This is a genomic window from Arthrobacter sp. KUASC02, from assembly GCF_059739395.1.
This window is the reverse complement of the sequence record NZ_AP046053.1, coordinates 166,594-188,273: the sequence shown is the minus strand read 5'-3', so window position 1 is coordinate 188,273 and position 21,680 is coordinate 166,594. Positions and strand designations below refer to the sequence as shown.

Below are 21,680 nucleotides of genomic sequence, written 5' to 3'. Positions count from 1 at the left end.
CCGGGGCCGCACTTGCCGCCTAGCCTTTCCGGAACAGCCCATCCATGGCCTCGTGGCTGCGGGCGCCGGCCAGTTCGGACCAGTTGCCGTCCCCGAGCACGTCGTCCGCCACCCGGGACACGGTGGCATAAGCAGCCTTCGCCGTGTTGCCGCCGATGCTGACCCGGCGGACGCCGGCGTCGTGCAGTTCGCCCACGGAGGGCGCTCCCAGGCCGGCCAGCGCGTTCAGGGGCGCGGCGATCCGCCGCGACAGGTCATGGAGCAGGTGCAGGTCCTGCACGCCGGGCACGAAGATCCCGTTCGCCCCGGCCGCAAGGTATGCCTCCGCACGCTGAAGCGTTTCCGGGAAGGCGGTCTCCGGAAACCGGCCGGACAGGTAGGTATCGATGCGGGCGTTGATGAACAGGTCAACGCCTCCTTCCTCCGCTGTGCGGCGGACGACGGCGATGCGTCGCGCCTGCTCGTCAACGTCCGTTAGCGGATCATCGCCTGAGTCCTCGAAGTTGACGCCCACAGCTCCGGCCGCCAGGACGCTGCGGATCGTTTCCTGCAGCTCAGCATCGTCGAACGCACCGCTCGAACTTGCATACCCCGTCTCAATATCCGCTGTGACCGGCAGCGCCGTAGATGCCGCAATCCGGCCCAGGGCAGCCATGGCGAGTTCCCGCGGCAGGTGGTTGCCGTCCGGAAAGCCGAGGCTCCAGGACAGGGCGGAACTGGAGGTGGCCAGCGCGGTCGCCCCTGCTTCTTCCACGAGGCGGGCGGAGGCCACATCCCAGACATTGACCAGGACCAGCGGCGCCGGGCCGTCGTGCAGTGCGTGGAAGGCGGCAGCCAGGGGTCCGAGGCGACTCTGCGTTGTCATGGCTCTATTCCATGCCCTGCGCCGTCCCAGGTAAAGCAATTCGGTCCCCGCGCCGAGGGATGATTCAGATTTTCAGCAACAAACGTTGCCTAATTGACAACAACTGGCTGTATCCTGTCAGTGTGACCCACGAAACACTTGATGCCGCCGCAGACATCCTGCCGGCCGAGGCAATTGACGCAATCGAACGCGCGGCAACGTCCGCCCACCGCCACGATGAACTTTTCTCGGAGCGCGCAGCAAACATCAAGCAGTCCGCCGTCCGCGACGTCTTCGACATCTCCCTGCGCCCCGGCCTGGTATCGCTGGCCGGCGGCAGCCCCTACCTGCATTCGCTGCCGCTGGAGCGGCTAGGCCAGACAGCGGCGAAGATCATTGCCGAACAGGGCATGACCGCCCTCCAGTACGGCAGCGGCCAGGGGACCGAAGAACTCCGCACCCAGATTTGCGAAGTGATGGCAGCGGAGGGGATCCTCGACGCCGATCCCCGGAACGTGGTGGTCACCGCCGGCTCACAGTCAGCACAGGACGTGGCCACCAAGGTCTTCTGCGACCCCGGCGACGTGGTGCTGGTGGAGGACCCGACGTATGTGGGCGCCCTGAACACCTTCGAGGCCTACCAGGTGGAGGTGGCGCCCGTCCCCATGGACGAGCACGGCCTGGTCCCGGATCTCCTGGAAGCCCGGATCGCCGCCCTCCAGACGGCCGGGAAGAACATCAAGTTCCTGTACACCATCCCGAACTTCAACAACCCGTCCGGCATCACCCTCGCCGTGGAGCGGCGGCAGGAAATCGTCGATATATGCCGGAAAGCGAATATTCTGGTTTTGGAGGACAACCCCTACGGACTGCTCCGCTTCGAGGGCAAGCCGTTCGCTCCGCTGCGGGCCGCCAACCCGGACGACGTCATCTACATGGGCTCCTTCTCCAAGATCTTCGCCCCGGGGCTGAGGATCGGCTGGGCCCTGGTGCCGGCGCACCTTCAGCGCCGCTACTACCTGGCCTCCGAAGCCGTGACGCTCTGCCCGTCCACCCTGAACCAGATGCTGGTCTCGGCCTACCTGCGGGACTACGACTGGATGGGGCAGATCGAAACCTACCGCGGGCTATACGCGGAGCGCTGCCAGGCCATGCTCGCCGCCCTCGAGGAGTACATGCCCGAGGGACTGAGCTGGACCCGGCCCGAGGGCGGCTTCTTCGTCTGGGTCACCCTGCCAGAGGGTGTGGACACCTACCCCCTGCTTCGCAAGGCAATCGACGCCGGCGTGGTATTCATCCCCGGGGCGGCGTTCACCCATTCGGACGAACCCTCGAACAAGCTGCGCCTCGCTTTCAGTGCCGTGCCTCCCGAAGCCATCGCCGAGGGAGTGCGGCGGCTCGCGCCGGTACTGCGGGACGCCATTGCTGCGCTGTAGCCTGAATCATTACTGCATGCGGCCCACCATTTTTCATTAGGCTGACCAATCCCTGAGGAGCAGGACTATGACCGGAATTATTGTTGTCGGCGTTGACGGCAGTGAGACTGCCATGCGGGCCGCGGAAACAGCCCAAGGGCTCGCCGCCTCCCTGGACGCGACGCTTCATGTGGTGACCGCGTTCGACAGCGACCGCACCGAGGTTTACGGCAGCGGCAGTGACCGGTTCATCGTCTCCGATGCCGGCGAGGCCGAGAAGGTGGCCAAGGACGTGGCGGCACGGCTGAGCAGGGAAGGCCTCAAGGTCACCTATTCCTCGGCCCGGGGCAAGCCGGCGGAAGCCATCATCAGGGAAGCCGAACGGTTCGACGCCCGCATGATCGTGGTGGGCAACCGCCGGATGCGCGGACTCGGCCGGGTCCTGGGAAGCGTCGCCAACAGCGTGGCGCACAACGCGCCCTGCGACGTTTACATCGCGAAGACCGACGTCGCCGACTAGGACCTCCGGCTAGGGCGTCTTAAGCAGCCTGCGCAGGATCTTCCCGGACGCGGACTTGGGGACCGCCTCGATGAACTCCACCCGGCGGATTTTCTTGAAGGGCGCCACCCTGCCGGCGACGAAGTCCATCACGCCGGCTTCGTCGAGCGTCCCTGCCTGCCCGCCCGGCTGGCGCACAACGAAAGCCATCGGGACTTCCTGGCCGTCGGCATCGGGCGTCCCGATCACGGCGGCATCCGCGATGCCGGGGTGCGTCAGCAGCAGGGCTTCAAGTTCCGCCGGGGCGATCTGGTAGCCCTTGTATTTGATGAGTTCCTTGAGCCGGTCCACGATGGTCACCACGCCGTCGGCCCGGACCGTGGCGATGTCGCCGGTATGCAGGAACCCGTCCGCGTCCAGGGTGTCTGCTGTTTCCTCCGGGCGGTTGAGGTAGCCCAGCATGACGTTCGGACCCCGGCACAGCAGATGGCCCGGGGCACTGGTGCCCGCCGCGGGGACGCCGATGTCCTCACCGCTGGCGGGGTCCACCAGCCGGCATTCCATGTTGGGCACGGTGAACCCCACCGAGCTCACGGGAACGTCGGGTGCGCCCACCGGGATCAGGTGCGACACCGGGCTCATCTCGGTCATCCCGTAGCCCTGCAGCACGCGGCACCGGAGCCGTTCGGCGAGGGCAGCGCCGAGTTCACCGTCCAGCGGTGCGGCGCCCGAGAGCGTCGTGTGGACGGAGCCCAGATCGTAGTCGGCAACAAGCGGGTGCTTGGACAATGCCACGGCCACGGGAGGGGCGATGAACAGGTAGGTGCATTTGTGGTCCTGGATGATCCGCAGGAACTCGGCGAGTTCGAAGCGGGGCATCGTGACCAGGCAGGCCCGCTCCCGCAGGGCAAGGTTCAGCAGGACAGTCAGGCCGTAGATGTGGAAAAACGGCAGCAAGGCAAGGAGCCTGTCCTGGTCCTTCACGTTCAGCAGCCCCCGGGACTGTTCCACGTTGGCCACAAGGTTGCGGTGGCTGAGCTTGACGCCCTTGGGCCGTCCGGTGGTTCCGGAGGAATACGGCAGGACCGCCACGTGGGTTGCCGGGTCGAAGGAAACGGCCGGAACCGGCGCCCCGGCGGTGAGCAGGTCCTTCAGCGACGGGTGACCTGCGGCGCCGTCGAGCACCACCAGCCGGTCCGCCGGAATTCCGGCGCGTTCAGCGGCTTCCTCGGCCCCCGGGAGCAGCGCTGACACCGTGAACAGCCAGCTGGCGCCGGCATCCTCCAGCTGAAGCGCCAGTTCGTCGGCGGTATAGAGGGAGTTGACGGTGGTGACGGTGGCACCGGCGCGGAGCAGGCCGTGGAATACGGCCGCGAAGGCCGGGACGTTCGGGCAGAGGATGGCCGCGACCCCGTGCGGGCCCAGTCCGCGCGCGGACACGGCCCCCGCCACTGCATCGATCTGCTCCAGCAGCTGCCGGTAGGTGGTTTCCGCGCCGTTCGCGCCGTCCACGACGGCGGTCCGGTCCAGGTCCGCTTCCGTGATGCCGCCGAAGAGGTACTCATAAATGCTTTGGTCCGGAATGACCACGTCCGGGAAGGGGCTCGAAAACACGCAACATCTCCTTTGATTTGCTCCAGCAGCCGGGGGCCGGTGAGGGCGGCAACTGGTGCAACTCTAGTGCGGCGTGTCAAGGACGGAACCTCACGCGCTTGACCGGCGTCACTCCCCCTGGTGGGCAGCCTCACCCGTTTTCCGGCGGAATCACGCGGTTTACAGCGATAAAATTAGAAGGTGCTCGATGGTGCGGACATCCGAGTACCACCGACTTCAGGGGAACATTATGCTGACTCTTCAGCGCCGCCAGCTCGTAGGCCACGACATCCTTCTTGCCCGCCACGGGAACCACATCAGCATGATGCGTGTGGACCGCGCCAACGACCGGGTGATTGCTTTCCTCGACGACGGCTCCACCGACTCCGCACCCAACCTCATCACGCCCGGCCTGAACCTGCCGGAGACCATCCGCAGCGTCATGCGTGATGACTGGAAGTTCTTCGCCGTCGTCACCGCGTGCGTCACTGTCTTTTCCGGTCTGATGATCACAGCGGCTGTCGCCCTGAGCGGAATGACTTCCGATCCGGCCCTGGCCCAGATGCTCTCGAACTACCCCGCCTACTAGGCGAACTCCGCCGCGGGCCCCGCTGCCCGGCTGCCCGCCCTACTCCGGCTCGTCGACGGCCGGAAACGTTGGCAACGAATCAAACAGTGCCAGGAAACTGTTCAGGAGCGGTGTTTCATTGCCCAGGTTCCACGCAACGGCAAGGTCAACCGGATACAGTCCGCGGAGCGGACGAAACACCACGCCCTGGAAGGAAAACATCCGGGCGGTCATGGGCACGAGCGCTATGCCCATCCCGGCAGCCACCAGCGACAACAGCGTGGACGTTTCCCGGGCTTCCTGGACGAGCCGCGGCTGGAAGCCGGCCTTGCGGCAAGCATCGATGACAATGCTGCTCACGGCCGAGGACCCGGGGTAGCCAATGAAATCATGCGAGGACAGATCCGCAAGGTCCAGCGGCCCCTTCCCGGCCAGGAGCGAATCCGCAGGAAGCGCAGCCACCAGCTGATCCTGTTCCAGCAGCTTCAAGGCGATCTCGCCCGAACCCACCGGCGGCCGAAGGACGGCGACGTCGAGCCGGCCCTCCTCGAGGGCAGCCTCCATTTGCGGGGTCAGCATTTCGCCCTGGACCGTAATCCGCAGGCCTGGAAGGGCCCGGCGCGCGGCCTGGACCACTGCCGGCATTAGCCGGTAGGTAGCTGTGCCGGTGAATCCCACCCGGAGCACGCCCGTGGCACCGGCCCCCACCTGCTGCACATCCGATTCCAGCGCCTCAAGTTCGTGCAGCAGCTGCCTGCCCCGGTCCAGGAGCAGCTGCCCGGCAGGGGTCAGGTCCACCTTGCGGGTGGTCCTGACCAGCAGCTGCGTTCCCAGCTGGTCCTCGAGCTGGCGGATCTGCTGCGACAGCGGGGGCTGGGCCATGTGCAGCCGGACTGCCGCCCGACCGAAATGGCGCTCCTCGGCCACGGCAATGAAGTACTTGAGGTGTCGCGTCTCCATCGGTGCCTCTCGACTGGAAGTCCTGGTACTGATCAAGCAGTACTAATCCAGCAGGAGGGCTGGCTCCTCAAGGATCGCGGCGACGTCGGCCATGAAGCGCGCCGAGAGATCGCCGTCCACTACGCGGTGGTCGAAGGAACCGCCAAGGGTGGTGATCCAGCGCGGAATGACTTCCCCGTCCAGGACCCAGGGCTTCTGCTTGATGGTGCCGAAGGCCACGATGGCCACTTCGCCGGGGTTGATGATCGGAGTGCCGGTGTCGATGCCCAGCGCGCCTATGTTGGTGACAGTCAGGGTGCCGCCCTGCATCTGGGCAGGCTGGGTTTTTCCCGCCCGGGCTGTGGTGGCCAGGTCATTGAGCGCCAGGGCCAGTTCCTTGAGCGAAAGGTCCTGGGCGTTCTTGATGTTCGGCACCATCAGGCCCCGCGGGGTTGCCGCTGCGATTCCCAGGTTCATGAAGTGCTTGACGTGGATCTCGGCGGCATCGCTGCCGTCGGCGCTGTCCACCCAGGTGGCGTTGACGCTGGGATTGCGGGCGGCTGCCCAGATCACCGCTTTGGCGAGGATCAGCAGCGGGGAGACCTTGATGCCTTCGAAGTCGCGGGATGCCTTGAGCCGCTTGACGAACTCCATGGTGCGGCTGGCATCCACGTCCACGAAGATGCTGACGTGCGGTGCGGCGAACGCCGACTCCACCATCGCCTTGGCAGTGGCCTTGCGGACGCCCTTGACGGGAATCCGCTCGATGCGCTGGTCCTGCGGCCGGCCCGACTTGCCCCAGAAGGTGTCCGCCTTGTCCACTTCGGCGTCGCGCTGGGCCTGGTAGCTCACCAGGTCCTCGCGGGTGACTTCGCCCCGTGCACCAGTGGCCACGACGTCCGCGAGGTCAATCCCGAGGTCGCGGGCGATCTTTCGCACCGGAGGTTTGGCCAGGACCTTGTTCACCAGGCCGCTGATGGTGCCGCCGAGGGTGGGGCGCACCGCGCCTTCTTCGGGGGCTGCGGCAGCATCGGGGGCCGACGGCGCCCCGGCGTTGATCCAGATGCCCTGGGACTCGACCGGCTCGGTCATTGGGACAGGCTCGACCACCGGGGACGGCGCTGCGGCTGATGCCACAGGGGCCACCGCGGACGGCGATGCCTTGCGCGGGCGGCGCTTGACGGCGTCGGCCTTGGGGCCCGAGCCAACCAGCGGGCTGGCCGCACCACCGGTGACGGGCACGGCACGGGCTGCCGGCGCCGCAGTGTCTTCCGCAGGCAGGGTTCCATACATCGGCGCGGCCGGGGCAGCTGCGGCCGGAACCGGCGCATCCGCGGGCGTGGGGTCGCCGGACACGGCGTCACTCACGCTGATGATCGGAGTTCCGACGTCGACTGTCACTCCCACGGGCACGAGCAGTTCGGTGACGGTGCCCGCAAACGGCGACGGCAGTTCCACGAGGGACTTGGCCGTCTCGATCTCGCACAGAATGTCGTTGATGGCGACGCTGTCTCCGGGCTTGACGTTCCACGAAACGATCTCGGCCTCGGTGAGCCCTTCGCCCACGTCGGGGAGGTTGAACTTGTTTACAGTCATGGGGTCCTCGGTTTGAAAGGCATCGTCAGTGGGGAGGCTGTCAGCAGGCAGTCGTCAGTAGGCGAAGGCGCGGTCCAGCGCCTCGAGGATACGGTCGATGTCCGGCAGGTAGTCTTCTTCCACCTTCGCCACGGGGTAGGGCATGTGGAATCCGCCAACACGGATCACGGGGGCTTCGAGGGACAAGAACGCCCGCTCGCTGACCCGGGCCGCGATTTCGCCGCCGATGCCGCCGAACGTCGGTGCCTCGTGGGCCACGACCAGCCGGCCGGTCTTCTTCACGGATTCGGTGACGGTGTCGAAGTCGATCGGCGAGATGGACCGCAGGTCGATGACTTCCACGCTGTGGCCGTCCTCGGCGGCGGCGGTTGCCGCGGCGAGGGCCACCGGAACCAGCGGACCGTAGGCCACTACGGTGGCGTCGGTGCCTTCGCGCAGGACGTGGGCCTTGAACGGGTCCGCCGAGGCACCGGGTGACTCGGTGTCGACCTCGCCCTTGAGCCAGTAGCGCCGCTTCGGTTCGAATACGATCACCGGGTCCTGGCAGTCGACGGCCTGCTGGATCATCCAGTAGGCATCGTGCGGGTTGGACGGGGTGATGATGCGCAGGCCGGCCGTGTGGGCGAACAGCGCTTCAGGGGACTCCGAGTGGTGTTCGATCGAGCCGATGCCGCCGCCGTACGGAATACGGATGACGACCGGCACCGTGAGGTTTCCGTTGCTGCGCGCGTGCATCTTGGCCAGCTGGGTGGTGATCTGGTTGAAGCCGGGAAACACGAAGCCGTCAAACTGGATCTCGCACACGGGGAGGTAGCCGCTGAGGGCAAGTCCGATCGCGGTGCCGATGATGCCGGACTCGGCCAGCGGGGTGTCCACGACGCGGTCGGCGCCGAATTCTCCGATCAGACCGTCGGTGACGCGGTAAACGCCGCCGAGCGGACCGATGTCCTCGCCCATGAGCAGGGTGCGGGGGTTGTTGTTCAGCGTCGCGCGCAGGCCCTCATTGATGGCCTTGGCGATGGTCATGGTGGTCATCGGTTGGCTGCCCCGTCTGTATCTGCCTCGACTGTTTCCGATTCGTCGGCGAATCCTGCACTGTATTCCTCGAACCAGGCCAGCTCCTCGGCCACCAGCGGGTGCGCTTCGGCGTAGGTGTTGGCGAACGCCGTGCGGATGTCCGGGGTTTCGAGGTCGTGGGTCGTCTTGCGCACGTAGGCGGCGAGCTCATCGCCGTCAGCCTTGACCTTGGCGAAGAAGTCATCGTCCGCCAGGTTTTCGGCGCGGAGGTACTTCTCGAGCCGCTCGAGGGGGTCTTTCGCCCTCCACTGCGCTTCCTCATCGGAGCCGCGGTATTTCGTGGGATCGTCGGCGGTGGTGTGGGCGCCGACCCGGTAGGTAAACGCCTCGATCAGCACGGGGCTCTTTCCTTCGCGGGCGCGCTCCAGTGCCCACTCTGTGACGGCATGGACTGCGATGACGTCGTTGCCGTCCACCCGGATGCCCGGGAAACCGTAGCCCTTGGCGCGGTCCGCGAGCGGGACACGGGTCTGCACGGTGCTGGGGACCGAGATGGCCCAATGGTTGTTCTGGCAGAAAAACACCACGGGCGCGTTGTACGACGAAGCGAACACCATGGACTCGTGCACGTCGCCTTCTGAGCTCGCGCCGTCGCCGAAGTAGACCATGACGGCCGCCTTGGGCTCCTGCGGCTGGCCCGGCGTGGCGTTGGCGGCCGCGAGCTTCTGGTCACGCTGGATCCCCATGGCGTAGCCGACTGCATGCGGAGTCTGCGCCGCAAGGACCAGGGTGTACAGGTGGAAGTTGGTGTCCTTGGGGTTCCAGCCCCCGTTGGACACGCCGCGGAACTGGCGCAGCAGCTCAGCCAGGTCGACGTTGCGGGTCAGGGCCACCCCGTGCTCACGGTAGGTCGGGAAAATGTAGTCCTGCGGCTGGCTGGCCCGGCCCGAACCGATCTGGGCGGCCTCCTGGCCCGTCAGGGGCACCCACAGGGCAAGCTGGCCCTGCCGCTGGAGCGCGGTCGCCTCCTGGTCGAAGCGCCGGATGGCCGCCATGTCGGCGTAGAAACCCCGCAGCTTTTCAGCGTCCAGGCGGTTGGCATAGGCGGAGAAGACCGGGTCTTCACCCAGGGTGCCGTCCGGGCCCAGGAGCTGGACCATCTGGGTGGGAGGTTCACCCAGCACGGCCTCGGCTTCCGCCTCGAGCTGGTCGTCTACCCCGGTTCCGTCGAACTCGGTAGCGGGCAGATGTGTGGCGCCCATACCGTCTCCTTGCTTGCCGCTCACAAGAGCGTCGCAATCTCGCTGGGATATATGCCGGATCGGGAATACATTCCTGATCCGGCATATATTTTGGCTTACTGTCCCTTACTTTATCCGCAGTAGGCGGACGCGGGGCGTTATGTTAAGCGCTAGGAACGCCGTGGCGCCTTTGTATAGTTCGCACAGAGCTTGAGGAAACGGCTGTTCGCTTCCTCTTCCCCGATGCTTACCCGGACGCCCTCGTTGCCGAACGCCCTCACGGACAGGGCACTTTCACCCGCCAGTGCTGCGAACTCCGCGCTGTTCTCGCCCAGATTGAGCCACACGAAGTTGCCCTGCGCGTCCGGCACAAACCAGCCGAGTTCGCGCAGCCCGGCCGTGACGCGGTCGCGCTCGTCCACGAGGCTTTGTACCCTTTCTACAACCTGGCTGAAGTTCTGCAGCGAGGTCATAGCCGCCCGCTCGGCGATCTGCGATACGGCGAACGGCGTGGCGGCCACCCGGAGGTGCTGGGTGAGGTCCGGGTGGGAGACGCTGTACCCCACGCGGAGGCCGGCCAGCCCGTGGGCCTTGGAGAAGGTCCGCAGGACCACCACATTCGGGTGCTTGCGGTACATCTCGATACCGTCCACAGCGTGCTCGGCCCGCACGAACTCCTGGTATGCCTCGTCAATGACGATGACGACGTCGGCAGGGACAGAGCGGATAAACCGCTCGGTTTCGTCGGTTTCGAGGATGGGACCGGTGGGATTGTTGGGAGTGCACAGCAGGATGACCTTGGTTCGCGCGGTCACCGCGGCTGCCATGGCATCGAGGTCGTGGCGGCCGTCGGGCGTCAGGGGAATCCTTACACTTTCAGCGCCGGCGAGGCCGACACAGATGGGGTAGGCCTCAAAAGACCGCCAGGCGTAGATGACTTCATCGGCTTTGCCGTCATCGTTCTGCCCGGCAAAGGTCACCAGAAGCTGGTTCAGCGCTCCCAGGCTGCCCGCGCCCGTGACGATGTCTTCGGCAGGAACCTGCAGGAACTCCGAGAGGGCCCCCCGGAGTTTCGTGCTGAGGGGATCCGGGTAGCGGTTGAAGTCGGTCTGGTCCGCGATGGCCTGCAACACTGCAGGGATGGGCGGAAGCGGGTTCTCGTTGGAGGACAGCTTGTAGCTGGCTAGGCCCTCGACGGCGGCGGGAGGCTTGCCGGCGGCATAACGGGGAAGCCTGTCCACGACCGGACGGGGCCTGATTCCCCCGGCAGGGTTCTCTGGTGAAGTCATGCCAACTAGCCTACTTCTCCGGTCCTGCCGCTTTCCTCCGCCGTGTGAAAGCATGGGCCCATGTTTTCTTTCATCGTGCGGGTTCTCATCAATGGCCTTGCCCTCTGGATTGCCAGCTGGATACTGCCCGGCCTGGACATCTCCACCACCGCAACGACAGAAGCCGTTGCCCAGGGCGGCGTCACACAGGGAACCGACCCGCTGGGCATTATTCTTGCCTACCTGTTCATCGGCCTGATCTTCGGTTTGGTGAATGCGTTGGTGCGGCCGATCGTCAGCCTACTGTCCCTGCCGATCACGATCCTGACGCTGGGGCTGTTCACTATCGTCATCAACGCCGCCATGCTGTACCTGACCTCCTGGCTGAGCAGTTACACCCCCGTCCACTTCACCATCGACTCCTTCTTCTGGACGGCTGTTCTGGCGGCCATCATCATCACGCTGGTCTCCCTCGTGGCGGGCAGGATCACGGGCGTCCGCCGTTAGCGCGCAACCCACCTGGCAGCGCCCAATAGCGGCCGGTCCGGCTGGCGGGCAGGCGTAACCCGGGGCTCCCGGTTCACGGCGAAACGGGTTGCTGTCCCTGCGCCGCCGACTCCGAGGACTCCGGCCAGGACCGCCGTGTTGGCGATCAGGGAGGGGTCTTCGCTCGCGGACACCGCCCTTGCCCCAGCCTCGTAGTTTTCAAGGTTGTGGCCGGGCCCGAGACCTGGGTCTTTGCCCGCCGGGGTGACCACCCGGTCCGTCAGCGTGACGGTGACCCTGTCCCGGGTGTCCGCGTTCGGAATTCCGTCGCTGCCGGGGACCCAGTCCTGGCGGTGTTCGACATGAAGGGACGTGATTCCGGCTTCGGGGGTAATTCCGCCCACCGGCGATCCGGCCGTGAGGACATACTTCAGGTCGAATTCGGCCAGGAACGCCTTGTCGCTGCTGAGGTTCATGGCATGCACCCCGCCCTGGCTGTAACCGACAGCCACCACCTGGTCGCCCTTGGAGGCCCCTGCCTGGTGCAACGCCGAGGTGACGGCGGCATTGAGCTGCTCCGAGCCGTATCCCAGTGCCTCTACGATTCCTGCCTCATCCAGCGGGTTCACTCCTCCGGGCGGATCCGTGGGCTGCGTGCCGGGGATGATGACAATGAATGCTTTGTGCCCGCCGTTATCGACCTGAACCACCTCTATCGTTCCGTGCCCGTCCGCATCCAGCTTCCGGAGCCGGGCGAGCAACCCGGCCGGGGAGGTGTCGACGTCAACGTCGCGTGTCAGTTCCTCTACCGCGGTGACGGGCCGGGGCTTCAGCCGCGGAAGGTAGTTCTCCGCCAGCCTGCGAACGAAGGCGCCCGAGGCTGAAATGTGCCGCCCGGCAGCCACCTCTGCGGCCAGTGCCCTGGCGAGGTCCTCTTTCGGTGCAATCGTGCCCAGCAGCATGATCGATGCCTGCAGCGCGACGGCCTCGGCCGCGTCACGGCTGGGGTAGTTGGCCTGGGTCAGATCCACGAACAACAAAGGCAGGAAGCCCCAGCCGTCCTCCGGCAGGCGGATCCCGGCGGCGGCCAGCGACTCCGCCCTTTCGTAGTCGCGGTGGCTTGCGCGGACCTGGTCGCTGAGGCGCTGGAGCTCTTCCCTGACGGCGCGCACCGATTGACCGCCTTCACCCACCGCGATGAGTGCCGCCGTGCCGCTGGGCCGTGGATCGTACTGGTAGGGACACAGCTCTTCCCAGATCCGGCGGATACCTATCTCCACGGCGGCGAGTTCGTCAGCCATGCCTTCCAGCTCGGACACACCGGCCATGAGTTCCTCCAGCTGGAAGCGGATTCCGCCCACACCACCGCGGATCCGCATGCTCCCGTCCGTGGCCGGCTCCAGCGGTCCCAGCGGCCCGCCGCTGCCGGAGGGTGTGGCCTCTGCCATCAGTACCCGCCCCCGGGCGTCCGCTGGGATGAGAGCGGGACCTGCTGTGAGTGGCGAAGCACGGCTTCGTAAGCCGCCATCAGCCGCTCCCGTGCCCGGTCCAGCGCAGCCGCCTGCAGCGAGATGGCGGTGCGGTATGCCTGCCCTGCCGGGGACTGCCACTCAGCAAGCTGCACATGGCGGAACCTGAGCATCGATGTATCGAGGCCATGGGCGAAGCGGGCGACCCGCCAGGCCAGCTGCTGCACTTCGAAGCTCCGCGATCCGCACGCGTTGGCATCTGCTGCGGTGATGCTGCCGCTCATTTCAGCTCCCCTGACGTTGTTTGTTCTGCATGGTCGGTGATGACGACGCTACGGAGCGGCCTGCAGGCCTGGTACCGCCGGCGTCGACTATGTGGAAAACGGCGGGCGCCCCGGCAACCTCGGCGCTGGGGAGGAGAAGTCACACGGACTCCGCGCTTAAGGGGCGGCGCGACTTCGTGAAACAATCAGCACATGCCTGAAACTGCCGCCACAGCTGACACCCGTACGCCTTCCGGACGCCTGGCCCTCGCCGCGTCGCAGGACAAGATTGCCCTCGGCCCGCTGGACGGCCGGTACCAGTCCGCCGTAGCGCCCCTGGTGGACTACCTGTCCGAGGCGGCCCTGAACCGCGACCGCGTGGCCGTGGAAGTTGAATGGCTCATCCACCTGACCGGCAACAACGTGCTGCCGGGCGCCGGTCCGCTGACGGCTGAACAGCAGGACCAGCTCCGCGCGATCGTGACCGAATTCGACTCCGCCTCGGTCACCGAGCTGGCCGAAATCGAGGCCGTGACGGTGCACGACGTCAAGGCTGTGGAGTACTACATCGGCCGCAGGCTCCCGGCCATCGGCATTGAGCGGCTGACCGCCATGGTGCACTTCGGCTGCACGTCCGAAGACATCAACAACCTCTCCTACGCCCTGGGTGTCAAGGGCGCTGTGGAGGACGTGTGGCTGCCGGCCGCCAGGGCCCTGGTGGCCCAGATCAGCAAAATGGCTGACGACAACCGCAGCGTGCCCATGCTCTCCCGCACGCACGGCCAGCCGGCCACGCCCACCACGCTGGGCAAGGAGCTGGCCGTCATCGCGCACCGCCTGACCCGCCAGCTGGACCGTATCGCGAAGACGGAATACCTGGGCAAGATCAACGGCGCCACCGGCACTTACGCGGCACACGTGGCCTCGGTGCCGGGCGCAGACTGGCAGCAGGTTGCGAAGTCGTTCGTCGAGGGCCTGGGCCTGACCTGGAACCCGCTGACCACGCAGATCGAAAGCCACGACTGGCAGGCGGAGCTGTACGCCGACGTCGCGCGGTTCAACCGAATCCTGCACAACGTGTGCACGGACATCTGGAGCTACATCTCGATCGGCTACTTCGCGCAGATTCCGGTGGCAGGCGCCACGGGTTCCTCCACCATGCCGCACAAGGTCAACCCGATCCGTTTCGAGAACGCCGAAGCCAACCTGGAAATCTCCTCCGGACTGCTGGATGTCCTCGGCTCCACTCTGGTCACCTCGCGCTGGCAGCGCGACCTCACCGATTCCTCCAGCCAGCGCAACATCGGCGTGGCGTTCGGGCACTCCCTGCTGGCCATCTCCAACGTGGTCAAGGGCTTGGAGCGCCTGGACGTGGCTGAGGACGTCCTGGCCGCCGACCTCGACACCAACTGGGAAGTGCTGGGTGAGGCGATCCAGATGGTAATGCGCGCCGAAGCGATTGCCGGTGTCGAAGGGATGGAAAACCCTTACGAACGGCTCAAGGACCTCACCCGCGGACAGCGCGTGGATGCCGCCCGGATGCAGGAATTCGTGCAGGGCCTGGGCCTCTCCCCCGACGCCGAAGCGCGGCTGCTTGCCCTGACGCCCGGCAAGTACACCGGCATCGCCACCGAGCTGGTGAACCACCTCAAATGAGGCTTCTGCTGATCCGCCACGGCCAGACCCCCGGGAACGTGCTGGGCCAGCTGGACACCGCACACCCTGGGCCTGGCCTCACTGAGCTGGGCGAGCGCCAGGCCGAGGCGCTGTCGCGTGCCCTGGTGAATGAGCCGATCCAGGCCCTCTATGCCTCCACCCTGATCCGGACGCAGATCACGGCTGCTCCCCTGGCGCGTCTCCAGGGCCTGGAGGCCGAAGTGATCGAGGGCATCCACGAGATCGAGGCCGGGTCGCTGGAAAAACAGACGGACCACGAATCGCACAAGCGGTACCTGGGGACCATATTCTCCTGGGCCGACGGCGACCTGGACCGCCGGATGCCGGCCGGCCCCAGCGGCCGGGACTTCTTCGACCGCTATGACGCCGCGATCGCTCAGGTCGCGCAACGGGCGAATGGCCTCGGGGATTCCTCGTCCGTGGCCGTGGTCAGCCACGGCGCAGCCATCCGGGTCTGGGCCGGCCTGCGGGCCGCCAACATCGAACCGGACTTTGCTGTCAGGCACGTCCTGGACAACACGGGCATCGTGGCGCTGGAAGGGGACCCCGACACCGGCTGGGAGCTCATCCACTGGGACGACAGCCCGGTGGGCGGCCTGGCTCTGGCCGACCCCACTGCCGAGGACCCCACCGGCGGACCTGCCTAAGCGCCTCCTGCCCGCAGGCACTGGACTGCTCCCCCGAACGCGTTCATGATGAAAGCAGGCGTGGGGACAGGATGGTCGGCCGCGGCGTGCGGTTGCTCCCGCGCAGTGGAGGCGCAGTGGCATGTCACGCAAGGCGGTACACCCCGAGCACGCCCCCGCCGGCGGTCTGCTCGGCGTCGACGAAAAGTTCCTCGCGGCCTACTACGAGCACGTAGCGCCGGAGGATCTCCAGGGTTACAGTTCCGAGAACCTGGAACAGCGGGCCCGGCGCCATGCCAAGCTGGCAGACACCCGTCCCGCGGGGACGGCGGCCGTCGACATCCTGAATGAAAGCGACGCGAGTGTCCTGCTCGTGGTTGCCGACGCCATACCGCATCTGCTGCATTCGCTCACCGCGGAGCTGACCCGCCAGGACGAATCCATCCGGTTGCTGGTGCACCCCAATTTCCTGGTGCGGCGGGATCCGCAGACGGACCGGTTGGCGGAAGTGCGTCACGGGCCGCCGCCGACCGGAGCGGCGGGTAACATCGCCGGCACCGCGGCAGGGCACACCACGGCAGTGCACACCGCGGCAGCGCACACCGCACGGGACCGGCGGGTGTGGTCGGCCGAGACCTGGGTGGCGGCGGAGATAGGGCGCCTGGCGGGGCCGCGGGCCATCGCGGAGCTCATCGGCAACGTGCGGCGTGTCCTGGCTGACGTTCAATTGGTCGCCGATGACACGCCGGCGATCCACACCAGTCTGGCGCGGGCCGTCACTTCCCTGGACCGGCTGCCCGCCGGCATGATGCCGACCCCTGAGCAGCTCGGGGAACTCCTGACCTGGCTGGACCGCGGCAACTTCATGTTCTTGGGATACAGCGAGTATGAATACCCGACGGCGGGCGGCCCGGACAGCGTAAGGCTGGCACCCGGCACGGGGCTGGGCCTGCTCAGGGACGGACGGCCGGAAGCCCTCCAGCCGGTCACCGGGCTCCCCCATTCGCAGGTTCTGACGATCGCCACCTCCGACCTGAGGTCCTCCGTTCCCCGCCCGGCCTACCTGGACGAAATCCTCCTACGGACCTTCGACACCGCGGGGACGGCCACGGGCGAAGTGCGGTTTGTGGGCTTGTTCGCCCCCGGCGCCACGGGCCGCTCGGTGCGTCGCATCCCGATGATCCGGGACAAGGTCCTTGCTGTCCAGGAACGGTTCGGTTTCACCGAAGCTTCCCATCCGGGCCGGCAGCTGCTGGCGGTCCTCGAGTCGTTCCCGCTGGATGAACTGTTCCACCTGGACGTGGACGAACTGGCCAGGCTCTCCCGCGAGATCCTGCTCCTGCAGGCGCATCACCAGACGCGGGTGTTCCTGCGGCCCGACACCTACGGCCGCTTTGTGTCAGCCTTGGTGTTCCTCCCCCGGCACAGGTACAGCACCGCAGTCAGGCTCCGCATCGAACAGGAACTCAAGCACGCTTTCGGCTCCTCATCCCTCGAATTCGAAGTCCGTTTAAGCGAATCCCCCATGGCGCGGGTTTTCTTCCGGATATTGCTGCCTGCCAGCGGCATGCCCGACGTCGATCCGGGCGTACTGGAGCGAAGCGTGGTCAACGCAACGCGGACCTGGGCCGAGGGGCTGGATGAAACGCTCCGTGACAGGTTGCCGTCAGCAGAGGCAAGCCGGCTGTCTGCGCTGTGGTCGGCTGCGTTCCCGGCCAGCTACCGGGCGGATTTCGAGGTCGAGGATGCCGTGGAGGACATCCGCCGGTTTGAGCAGTTCGATCTCGACGGCGCCGGCGGACGACCGCTGGACGACCCTCAGCTGGCCGTTTACGTCCGGACCGGAGCGTCCCCGACGCTGGCCGAAGACGCGCGGATCCGGCTTTACCTGACCACTGCCCACAGCCTGACGCGCATCCTGCCGTTCTTCCACAACCTCGGCCTGGAGGTGCTGAACCAGCGGCCATTCGACGTGATGCGCGGGAGCAGCCGGCCGTTGTTCCTCTATGACCTTGGCGTCCGTTACCCCGCCGGCGTGGATCCGGCCGGGACCAGCGGGCTGCTGGCGGACGCTTTTGGGGCGGCGATGCGCGGCGACTCGGAATCGGACCGGTTTGACGGCCTCGTCCTCCGCGAAGGCATCGAATGGCGTCAGGCGGCCATTCTTCGCAGCTATGCCAAGTACCTCCAGCAACTGGGCACCACCAACTCATACGGCTTCATGGCCGACACCCTGCTGGCCAACGTCCGGGCAACCCACGGGCTCCTGGCCCTGTTTCAGGCAAAGTTTGATCCGGACCTGGACGTGCCTGGCCGGTTCCGTGATGCCGACGCCGTCCGGAAAGACCTGCTGGCGGCGATCGAGGACATTCCCGTCCTGGACGCCGACCGGCTGTTGCGCACCTTCATGAACCTGGTGGAATCCACGCTGCGGACCAACTACTTCCAAGGGAAACCCCATCTGAGCTTCAAGCTGAACCCCGCCGCCATCGCGAACGCACCGTTTCCCCGCCCCAAGTACGAAATCTGGGTGTATTCGCCCCGGGTTGAAGGCGTCCACCTGCGCTTCGGGCCACTGGCCCGCGGCGGGCTGCGCTGGTCGGACCGAAGCGAGGACTTCCGCACCGAGGTCCTGGGCCTGGTCAAGGCCCAGAACGTGAAGAACTCAGTGATCGTGCCCACCGGCGCCAAAGGCGGTTTCTACCCCAAACAGCTGCCGGACCCGTCCGTGGACCGCGAAGCCTGGCTGACCGAGGGCCTGGAATGCTACCGGATCTTCGTCCGCGGGCTGCTGGACCTCACCGACAATCTGGTCGCAACGGCGCACGGCGAAACAGTGGTGCCGCCCGAGCGGGTGGTGCGTCACGACGTCGACGATTACTACCTTGTGGTGGCGGCGGACAAGGGAACAGCATCCTTTTCCGACGCCGCGAACGCCGTGGCCGGGGAATACGGCTTCTGGTTGGGCGATGCCTTCGCCTCCGGCGGCTCCGTGGGCTACGACCACAAGCAGATGGGGATCACGGCCCGCGGGGCCTGGGAATCGGTGAAACACCACTTCCGCGAGCTGGGCGTGGACTGCCAGGCGGAGGACTTCACCGTCGTCGGCATCGGCGATATGAGCGGCGACGTCTTTGGCAACGGCATGCTCCTCTCCCGCCACATCCGCCTGGTGGCCGCCTTCGACCACCGGCACATCTTCCTCGATCCGGACCCCGATGCCGAGGCATCGCTCGAGGAACGGCGGCGGCTCTTTGCCCTGCCACGCTCCTCCTGGGCGGACTACGATCCCGCGCTGATCAGCGAAGGCGGCGGGGTACATTCCCGCCGGGTCAAGGCCATCAGCATCACGGATGAGGTCCGGAGCTCACTCGGCCTTGCCCCGGGCACCCGTTCACTGCCGCCCCATGCGCTCCTGCAGGCCATCCTCCGGGCACCGGTGGACCTGCTGTACAACGGCGGCATCGGAACCTATGTCAAAGCCTCTGCGGAGGGCAACGCGGAGGTAGGCGACAAGGCCAACGACCCCATCAGGATCAACGGCAAGGAGGTGCGGGCGAGGGTTATCGCCGAGGGCGGGAACCTGGGAATCACGCAGCTCGGGCGGATTGAGGCCGCGCTTTCCGGCGTCCTGCTGAACACCGACGCGATCGACAACTCGGCCGGGGTGGACTGCTCGGACCACGAAGTGAACATCAAGATCTTCGTGGACCGGATGATCGCTGCGGGAAAGATGGCAGTACCGGAACGCGCAGCCTTCCTGCATTCCCTCACCGACGAAGTGGCCCGCCTCGTGCTCGCCAACAACACCGACCAGAACGTACTGCTCTTCAACGACCGGCACCTGGTGCGCGAGTGGAGCCCGGGCTTCGAACGGACCATGGACTGGCTCGAGAACGCCACGGACCTGGACCGCCGGCTGGAGGGCCTGCCAAACAACGAGCAACTCGAGGAGCGGCTGCGGTCAGGGAAGACCCTGACCTCGCCGGAACTGGCGGTGCTGGCCGCCTACGCCAAGATCGAACTGGCGGCGGCGCTCAATGCCAGCGACCTCGCCGAGGATCCGTGGTTCCGGCGCGTCCTCAGAGGCTATTTTCCGCGCCAGCTGTCCGAACGGTTCGAGGCGGAGCTGGAGACGCACCCGCTGCACCGCCAGATCGTGTGCACCGTGGTGGCCAACGACATGGTCAACCTCGGCGGCATCACGTTCGCGTTCCGCGCCATCGAGGAAACCACGGCACGGGCCGCAGCCGTGGCCAAGGCCTTTGTCGTGGCACGTGAGGCCTACGACCTGCCGTGGATCGTCAACCGGCTGGCCGCGCTCCCTGCCGGATACCCCAGCGAACACGCCGCCGAAGCGACGCTGCACATGCGCAGGGTCCTGGACCGCGCCACCCGGTGGTACGTCACGCACGACCACCGGGACCAGCCTGTCGCCGAGGCACTGGGACGGATCCTGCCCACGCTGGAAGCCCTGCGCACCCGAACCGTGGACTACCTCCGCGGCTCCGATCTGGACAGGGTGCAGGGCAGGCTCGCCCACTGGGATGCCGTGGGGATGCCCCGGGAGCTTGGCCTGCGCGCCTCGGACCTGCTCGAAAGTTTCGGGCTGCTGGACATTTCCCTGGTTTCCGAACAGGTGCACGAACCGATCGAAACCATCGCCGACGTCTACTACGCGGTGTTCCAGCGGATCGGCGCCGCCAACCTGCTCCTCAGGATCACCGACCTGCCGCGGCAGAGCAAATGGGAGGCACTGGCACGGGCGGCCCTGCGCGATGACGTGTATTCGGCGGTGGCGGACATGACAGTTTCGGTGATGGAGACAACGCAGGTTCCCGACGCCGGCGGTTCCGACTCCGTCGAGCGCATCGTGGCCTGGGAACGCGGGCACCAGGAGCAGCTGGGACGGATCAAGGACACCTTCGCCGAGGTAACCCGGCCGGGCAACGTGGATATCGCTTCCATTTCCGTGGCGCTCAAGCTGCTGAGGACGCTGGTCCGGCGCTGAGTCGCGGCAGACGTCCGTGAATCCACAGTTCTCCGGACGCTTACCCGCAGGAAACACCGCGGAAACCGCCCCCTCTTAGGCTTATTTTGCATAACCCTTCGGCGAATCGAGGCAGAGATGCAGACCAACCCCCGTCTCAACATCAGGCAGGTCACTTGGGCCAACCCCGTGGGCGCCGACCTGCGTGCGGCACAGCAGGCGGAACTGGACGCCCGCTTCGGCACGAAGGACCACGAACCCGGCCCGCCGCCGTCGGAAGTGGACACCGCCGTATTCCTGGTGGCCTACGAGAAGAGCTCCGGGCAGCCGGTGGGCTGCGGCGGCTTGAGGATGCTGGACTCCACGACGGCGGAGATCAAGCGGCTGTACGTCCTGCCCTACACGCGCGGTTCGGGTGTGGCAAGCTCCATCCTCGCCGCACTGGAAGCTCACGCCCACGGCATGGGCGTCACCTCGATCACCGCCGAAGCCGGCTCCGCCCAGACGGACGGCCGGAACTTTTACCAGAGCTGCGGCTTTGACGAAGTGCCCAACTTCGGGCCGTACATCGGGGTGGAACACTCCTACTGCTACGCGAAGACGATCGATTCGCACAGCGCCGCCCACACGGCCATGGCCTGACGGCGGCAGGAGCCGGCCGCCGTCGTCCCCTGGCGGACCGCACGTGGCGGACCGCGTCTGGCGGACCGTCACACTGCGGCAGGCGGCCCGCCGTCGGCTAATCTCGCATTATGGAATCGGCAGACATCACTTTCCGCACGCGCAAATGGGTGCGTCCTGAAGACCTCAACGCCAACGGCACGCTGTTCGGCGGGAGCCTGCTGAAGTGGATCGATGAGGAAGCGGCGATTTACGCCATCCTGCAGCTCGGCAACGGCCGTGCCGTCACCAAGTACATTTCCGAAATCAACTTCGTCAGCTCGGCGGTCCAGGGCGACCTCATCGAGATGGGGCTGACTGCCACCCGGTTCGGCCGGACATCGCTGACCATGCGCGCCGAGGTGCGGAACATGATCACCCGGCAGAGCATCCTCACCATCGAGGAAATCGTGTTCGTGAACCTCAACCAGCACGGCAAGCCCGAACCGCACGGGTACACCGAGATCACCTACGACCGCGACCGCATCCCCACGCACCACCTGACGGAGACCCTGGAGCAGGACTGACC

At 66.4% G+C, this 21,680-nt stretch carries 18 protein-coding genes; 9 read left to right on the top strand and 9 right to left on the bottom strand.

Translation table 11 applies throughout. From position 1 onward, the window contains the following. Positions 1–19: 19 nt before the first annotated feature. Positions 20–865 (bottom strand): isocitrate lyase/PEP mutase family protein, encoded by an 846-nt coding sequence (locus tag AC6JAC_RS00840; protein ID WP_051628924.1) that lies wholly within the window; start codon positions 863–865, stop codon positions 20–22. Positions 866–987: 122 nt separating this feature from the next. Between AC6JAC_RS00840 and AC6JAC_RS00835 the strand changes: the two genes are divergently transcribed. Beyond that, positions 988–2,280 carry an aminotransferase-like domain-containing protein gene (locus tag AC6JAC_RS00835; RefSeq protein WP_028271462.1) on the top strand — a complete coding sequence of 431 codons (1,293 nt, stop codon included), beginning with the start codon at positions 988–990 and terminating at the stop codon, positions 2,278–2,280. Between the two features lie 67 nt (positions 2,281–2,347). Next, positions 2,348–2,779: a universal stress protein gene (locus tag AC6JAC_RS00830; RefSeq protein ID WP_028271461.1), complete on the top strand. Its 432-nt coding sequence runs from the start codon at positions 2,348–2,350 to the stop codon at positions 2,777–2,779. Positions 2,780–2,788: 9 nt separating this feature from the next. Here the strand turns inward: AC6JAC_RS00830 and AC6JAC_RS00825 are convergent, their stop codons facing one another. Then, positions 2,789–4,372, bottom strand: coding sequence for an AMP-binding protein (locus tag AC6JAC_RS00825; protein ID WP_028271460.1), 1,584 nt, complete (start codon positions 4,370–4,372; stop codon positions 2,789–2,791). Between the two features lie 229 nt (positions 4,373–4,601). Between AC6JAC_RS00825 and AC6JAC_RS00820 the strand changes: the two genes are divergently transcribed. Beyond that, positions 4,602–4,940, top strand: coding sequence for a hypothetical protein (locus tag AC6JAC_RS00820; RefSeq protein ID WP_028271459.1), 339 nt, complete (start codon positions 4,602–4,604; stop codon positions 4,938–4,940). A 39-nt stretch (positions 4,941–4,979) separates the two neighbouring features. On the opposite strand, the gene AC6JAC_RS00815 is transcribed toward AC6JAC_RS00820, so the two are convergent. The 5 genes from AC6JAC_RS00815 to AC6JAC_RS00795 all read right to left on the bottom strand — a co-directional run bounded on the left by AC6JAC_RS00815 (position 4,980) and on the right by AC6JAC_RS00795 (position 11,001). Next, complete coding sequence (locus AC6JAC_RS00815) at positions 4,980–5,879, bottom strand: LysR substrate-binding domain-containing protein (RefSeq protein ID WP_043438742.1); 900 nt, start codon at positions 5,877–5,879, stop codon at positions 4,980–4,982. 42 nt (positions 5,880–5,921) lie between these two features. After that, positions 5,922–7,454 (bottom strand): dihydrolipoamide acetyltransferase family protein, encoded by a 1,533-nt coding sequence (locus tag AC6JAC_RS00810; protein ID WP_028271458.1) that lies wholly within the window; start codon positions 7,452–7,454, stop codon positions 5,922–5,924. Positions 7,455–7,508: 54 nt separating this feature from the next. Beyond that, positions 7,509–8,489, bottom strand: coding sequence for an alpha-ketoacid dehydrogenase subunit beta (locus AC6JAC_RS00805; RefSeq protein ID WP_028271457.1), 981 nt, complete (start codon positions 8,487–8,489; stop codon positions 7,509–7,511). Further along, positions 8,486–9,733, bottom strand: a complete 1,248-nt coding sequence (pdhA, locus tag AC6JAC_RS00800; RefSeq protein ID WP_028271456.1) for a pyruvate dehydrogenase (acetyl-transferring) E1 component subunit alpha — start codon at positions 9,731–9,733, stop codon at positions 8,486–8,488. Before pdhA ends, AC6JAC_RS00805 begins: the two co-directional genes overlap by 4 nt. Positions 9,734–9,882: 149 nt before the next feature. Next, complete coding sequence (locus AC6JAC_RS00795) at positions 9,883–11,001, bottom strand: histidinol-phosphate transaminase (RefSeq protein ID WP_028271455.1); 1,119 nt, start codon at positions 10,999–11,001, stop codon at positions 9,883–9,885. A 60-nt stretch (positions 11,002–11,061) separates the two neighbouring features. Between AC6JAC_RS00795 and AC6JAC_RS00790 the strand changes: the two genes are divergently transcribed. Continuing rightward, the gene (locus AC6JAC_RS00790; RefSeq protein WP_028271454.1) at positions 11,062–11,487 is read left to right on the top strand and encodes a phage holin family protein; all 426 of its coding nucleotides are present in this window, start codon (positions 11,062–11,064) and stop codon (positions 11,485–11,487) included. Here the strand turns inward: AC6JAC_RS00790 and AC6JAC_RS00785 are convergent. Both AC6JAC_RS00785 and AC6JAC_RS00780 read right to left on the bottom strand, forming a co-directional pair. After that, positions 11,484–12,914 (bottom strand): alpha/beta hydrolase family protein, encoded by a 1,431-nt coding sequence (locus tag AC6JAC_RS00785; RefSeq protein WP_051628923.1) that lies wholly within the window; start codon positions 12,912–12,914, stop codon positions 11,484–11,486. The genes AC6JAC_RS00790 and AC6JAC_RS00785 overlap by 4 nt on opposite strands. Continuing rightward, complete coding sequence (locus AC6JAC_RS00780; RefSeq protein WP_051628922.1) at positions 12,914–13,219, bottom strand: hypothetical protein; 306 nt, start codon at positions 13,217–13,219, stop codon at positions 12,914–12,916. Before AC6JAC_RS00780 ends, AC6JAC_RS00785 begins: the two co-directional genes overlap by 1 nt. Before the next feature lie 192 nt (positions 13,220–13,411). Between AC6JAC_RS00780 and purB the strand changes: the two genes are divergently transcribed. The 5 genes from purB (at position 13,412) to AC6JAC_RS00755 (ending at position 21,678) form a co-directional block, all read left to right on the top strand. Next, the gene (gene purB, locus AC6JAC_RS00775; protein ID WP_028271452.1) at positions 13,412–14,854 is read left to right on the top strand and encodes an adenylosuccinate lyase; all 1,443 of its coding nucleotides are present in this window, start codon (positions 13,412–13,414) and stop codon (positions 14,852–14,854) included. Beyond that, on the top strand, positions 14,851–15,522 hold the full coding sequence (locus AC6JAC_RS00770; RefSeq protein ID WP_028271451.1) for a histidine phosphatase family protein: 672 nt from the start codon (positions 14,851–14,853) through the stop codon (positions 15,520–15,522). The genes purB and AC6JAC_RS00770 overlap by 4 nt, the downstream gene beginning before the upstream one ends. A 121-nt stretch (positions 15,523–15,643) precedes the next feature. Continuing rightward, entirely contained in the window at positions 15,644–20,512 is a 4,869-nt protein-coding gene (locus AC6JAC_RS00765; RefSeq protein ID WP_497963047.1) for an NAD-glutamate dehydrogenase, read from the top strand. A 117-nt stretch (positions 20,513–20,629) separates the two neighbouring features. Continuing rightward, positions 20,630–21,133 (top strand): GNAT family N-acetyltransferase, encoded by a 504-nt coding sequence (locus AC6JAC_RS00760; protein WP_347897290.1) that lies wholly within the window; start codon positions 20,630–20,632, stop codon positions 21,131–21,133. Positions 21,134–21,243: 110 nt separating this feature from the next. Then, a complete protein-coding gene (locus tag AC6JAC_RS00755; protein WP_081818901.1) occupies positions 21,244–21,678 on the top strand; it encodes an acyl-CoA thioesterase in 435 nt (144 codons plus the stop codon). The last annotated feature ends 2 nt before the right edge of the window (positions 21,679–21,680 follow it).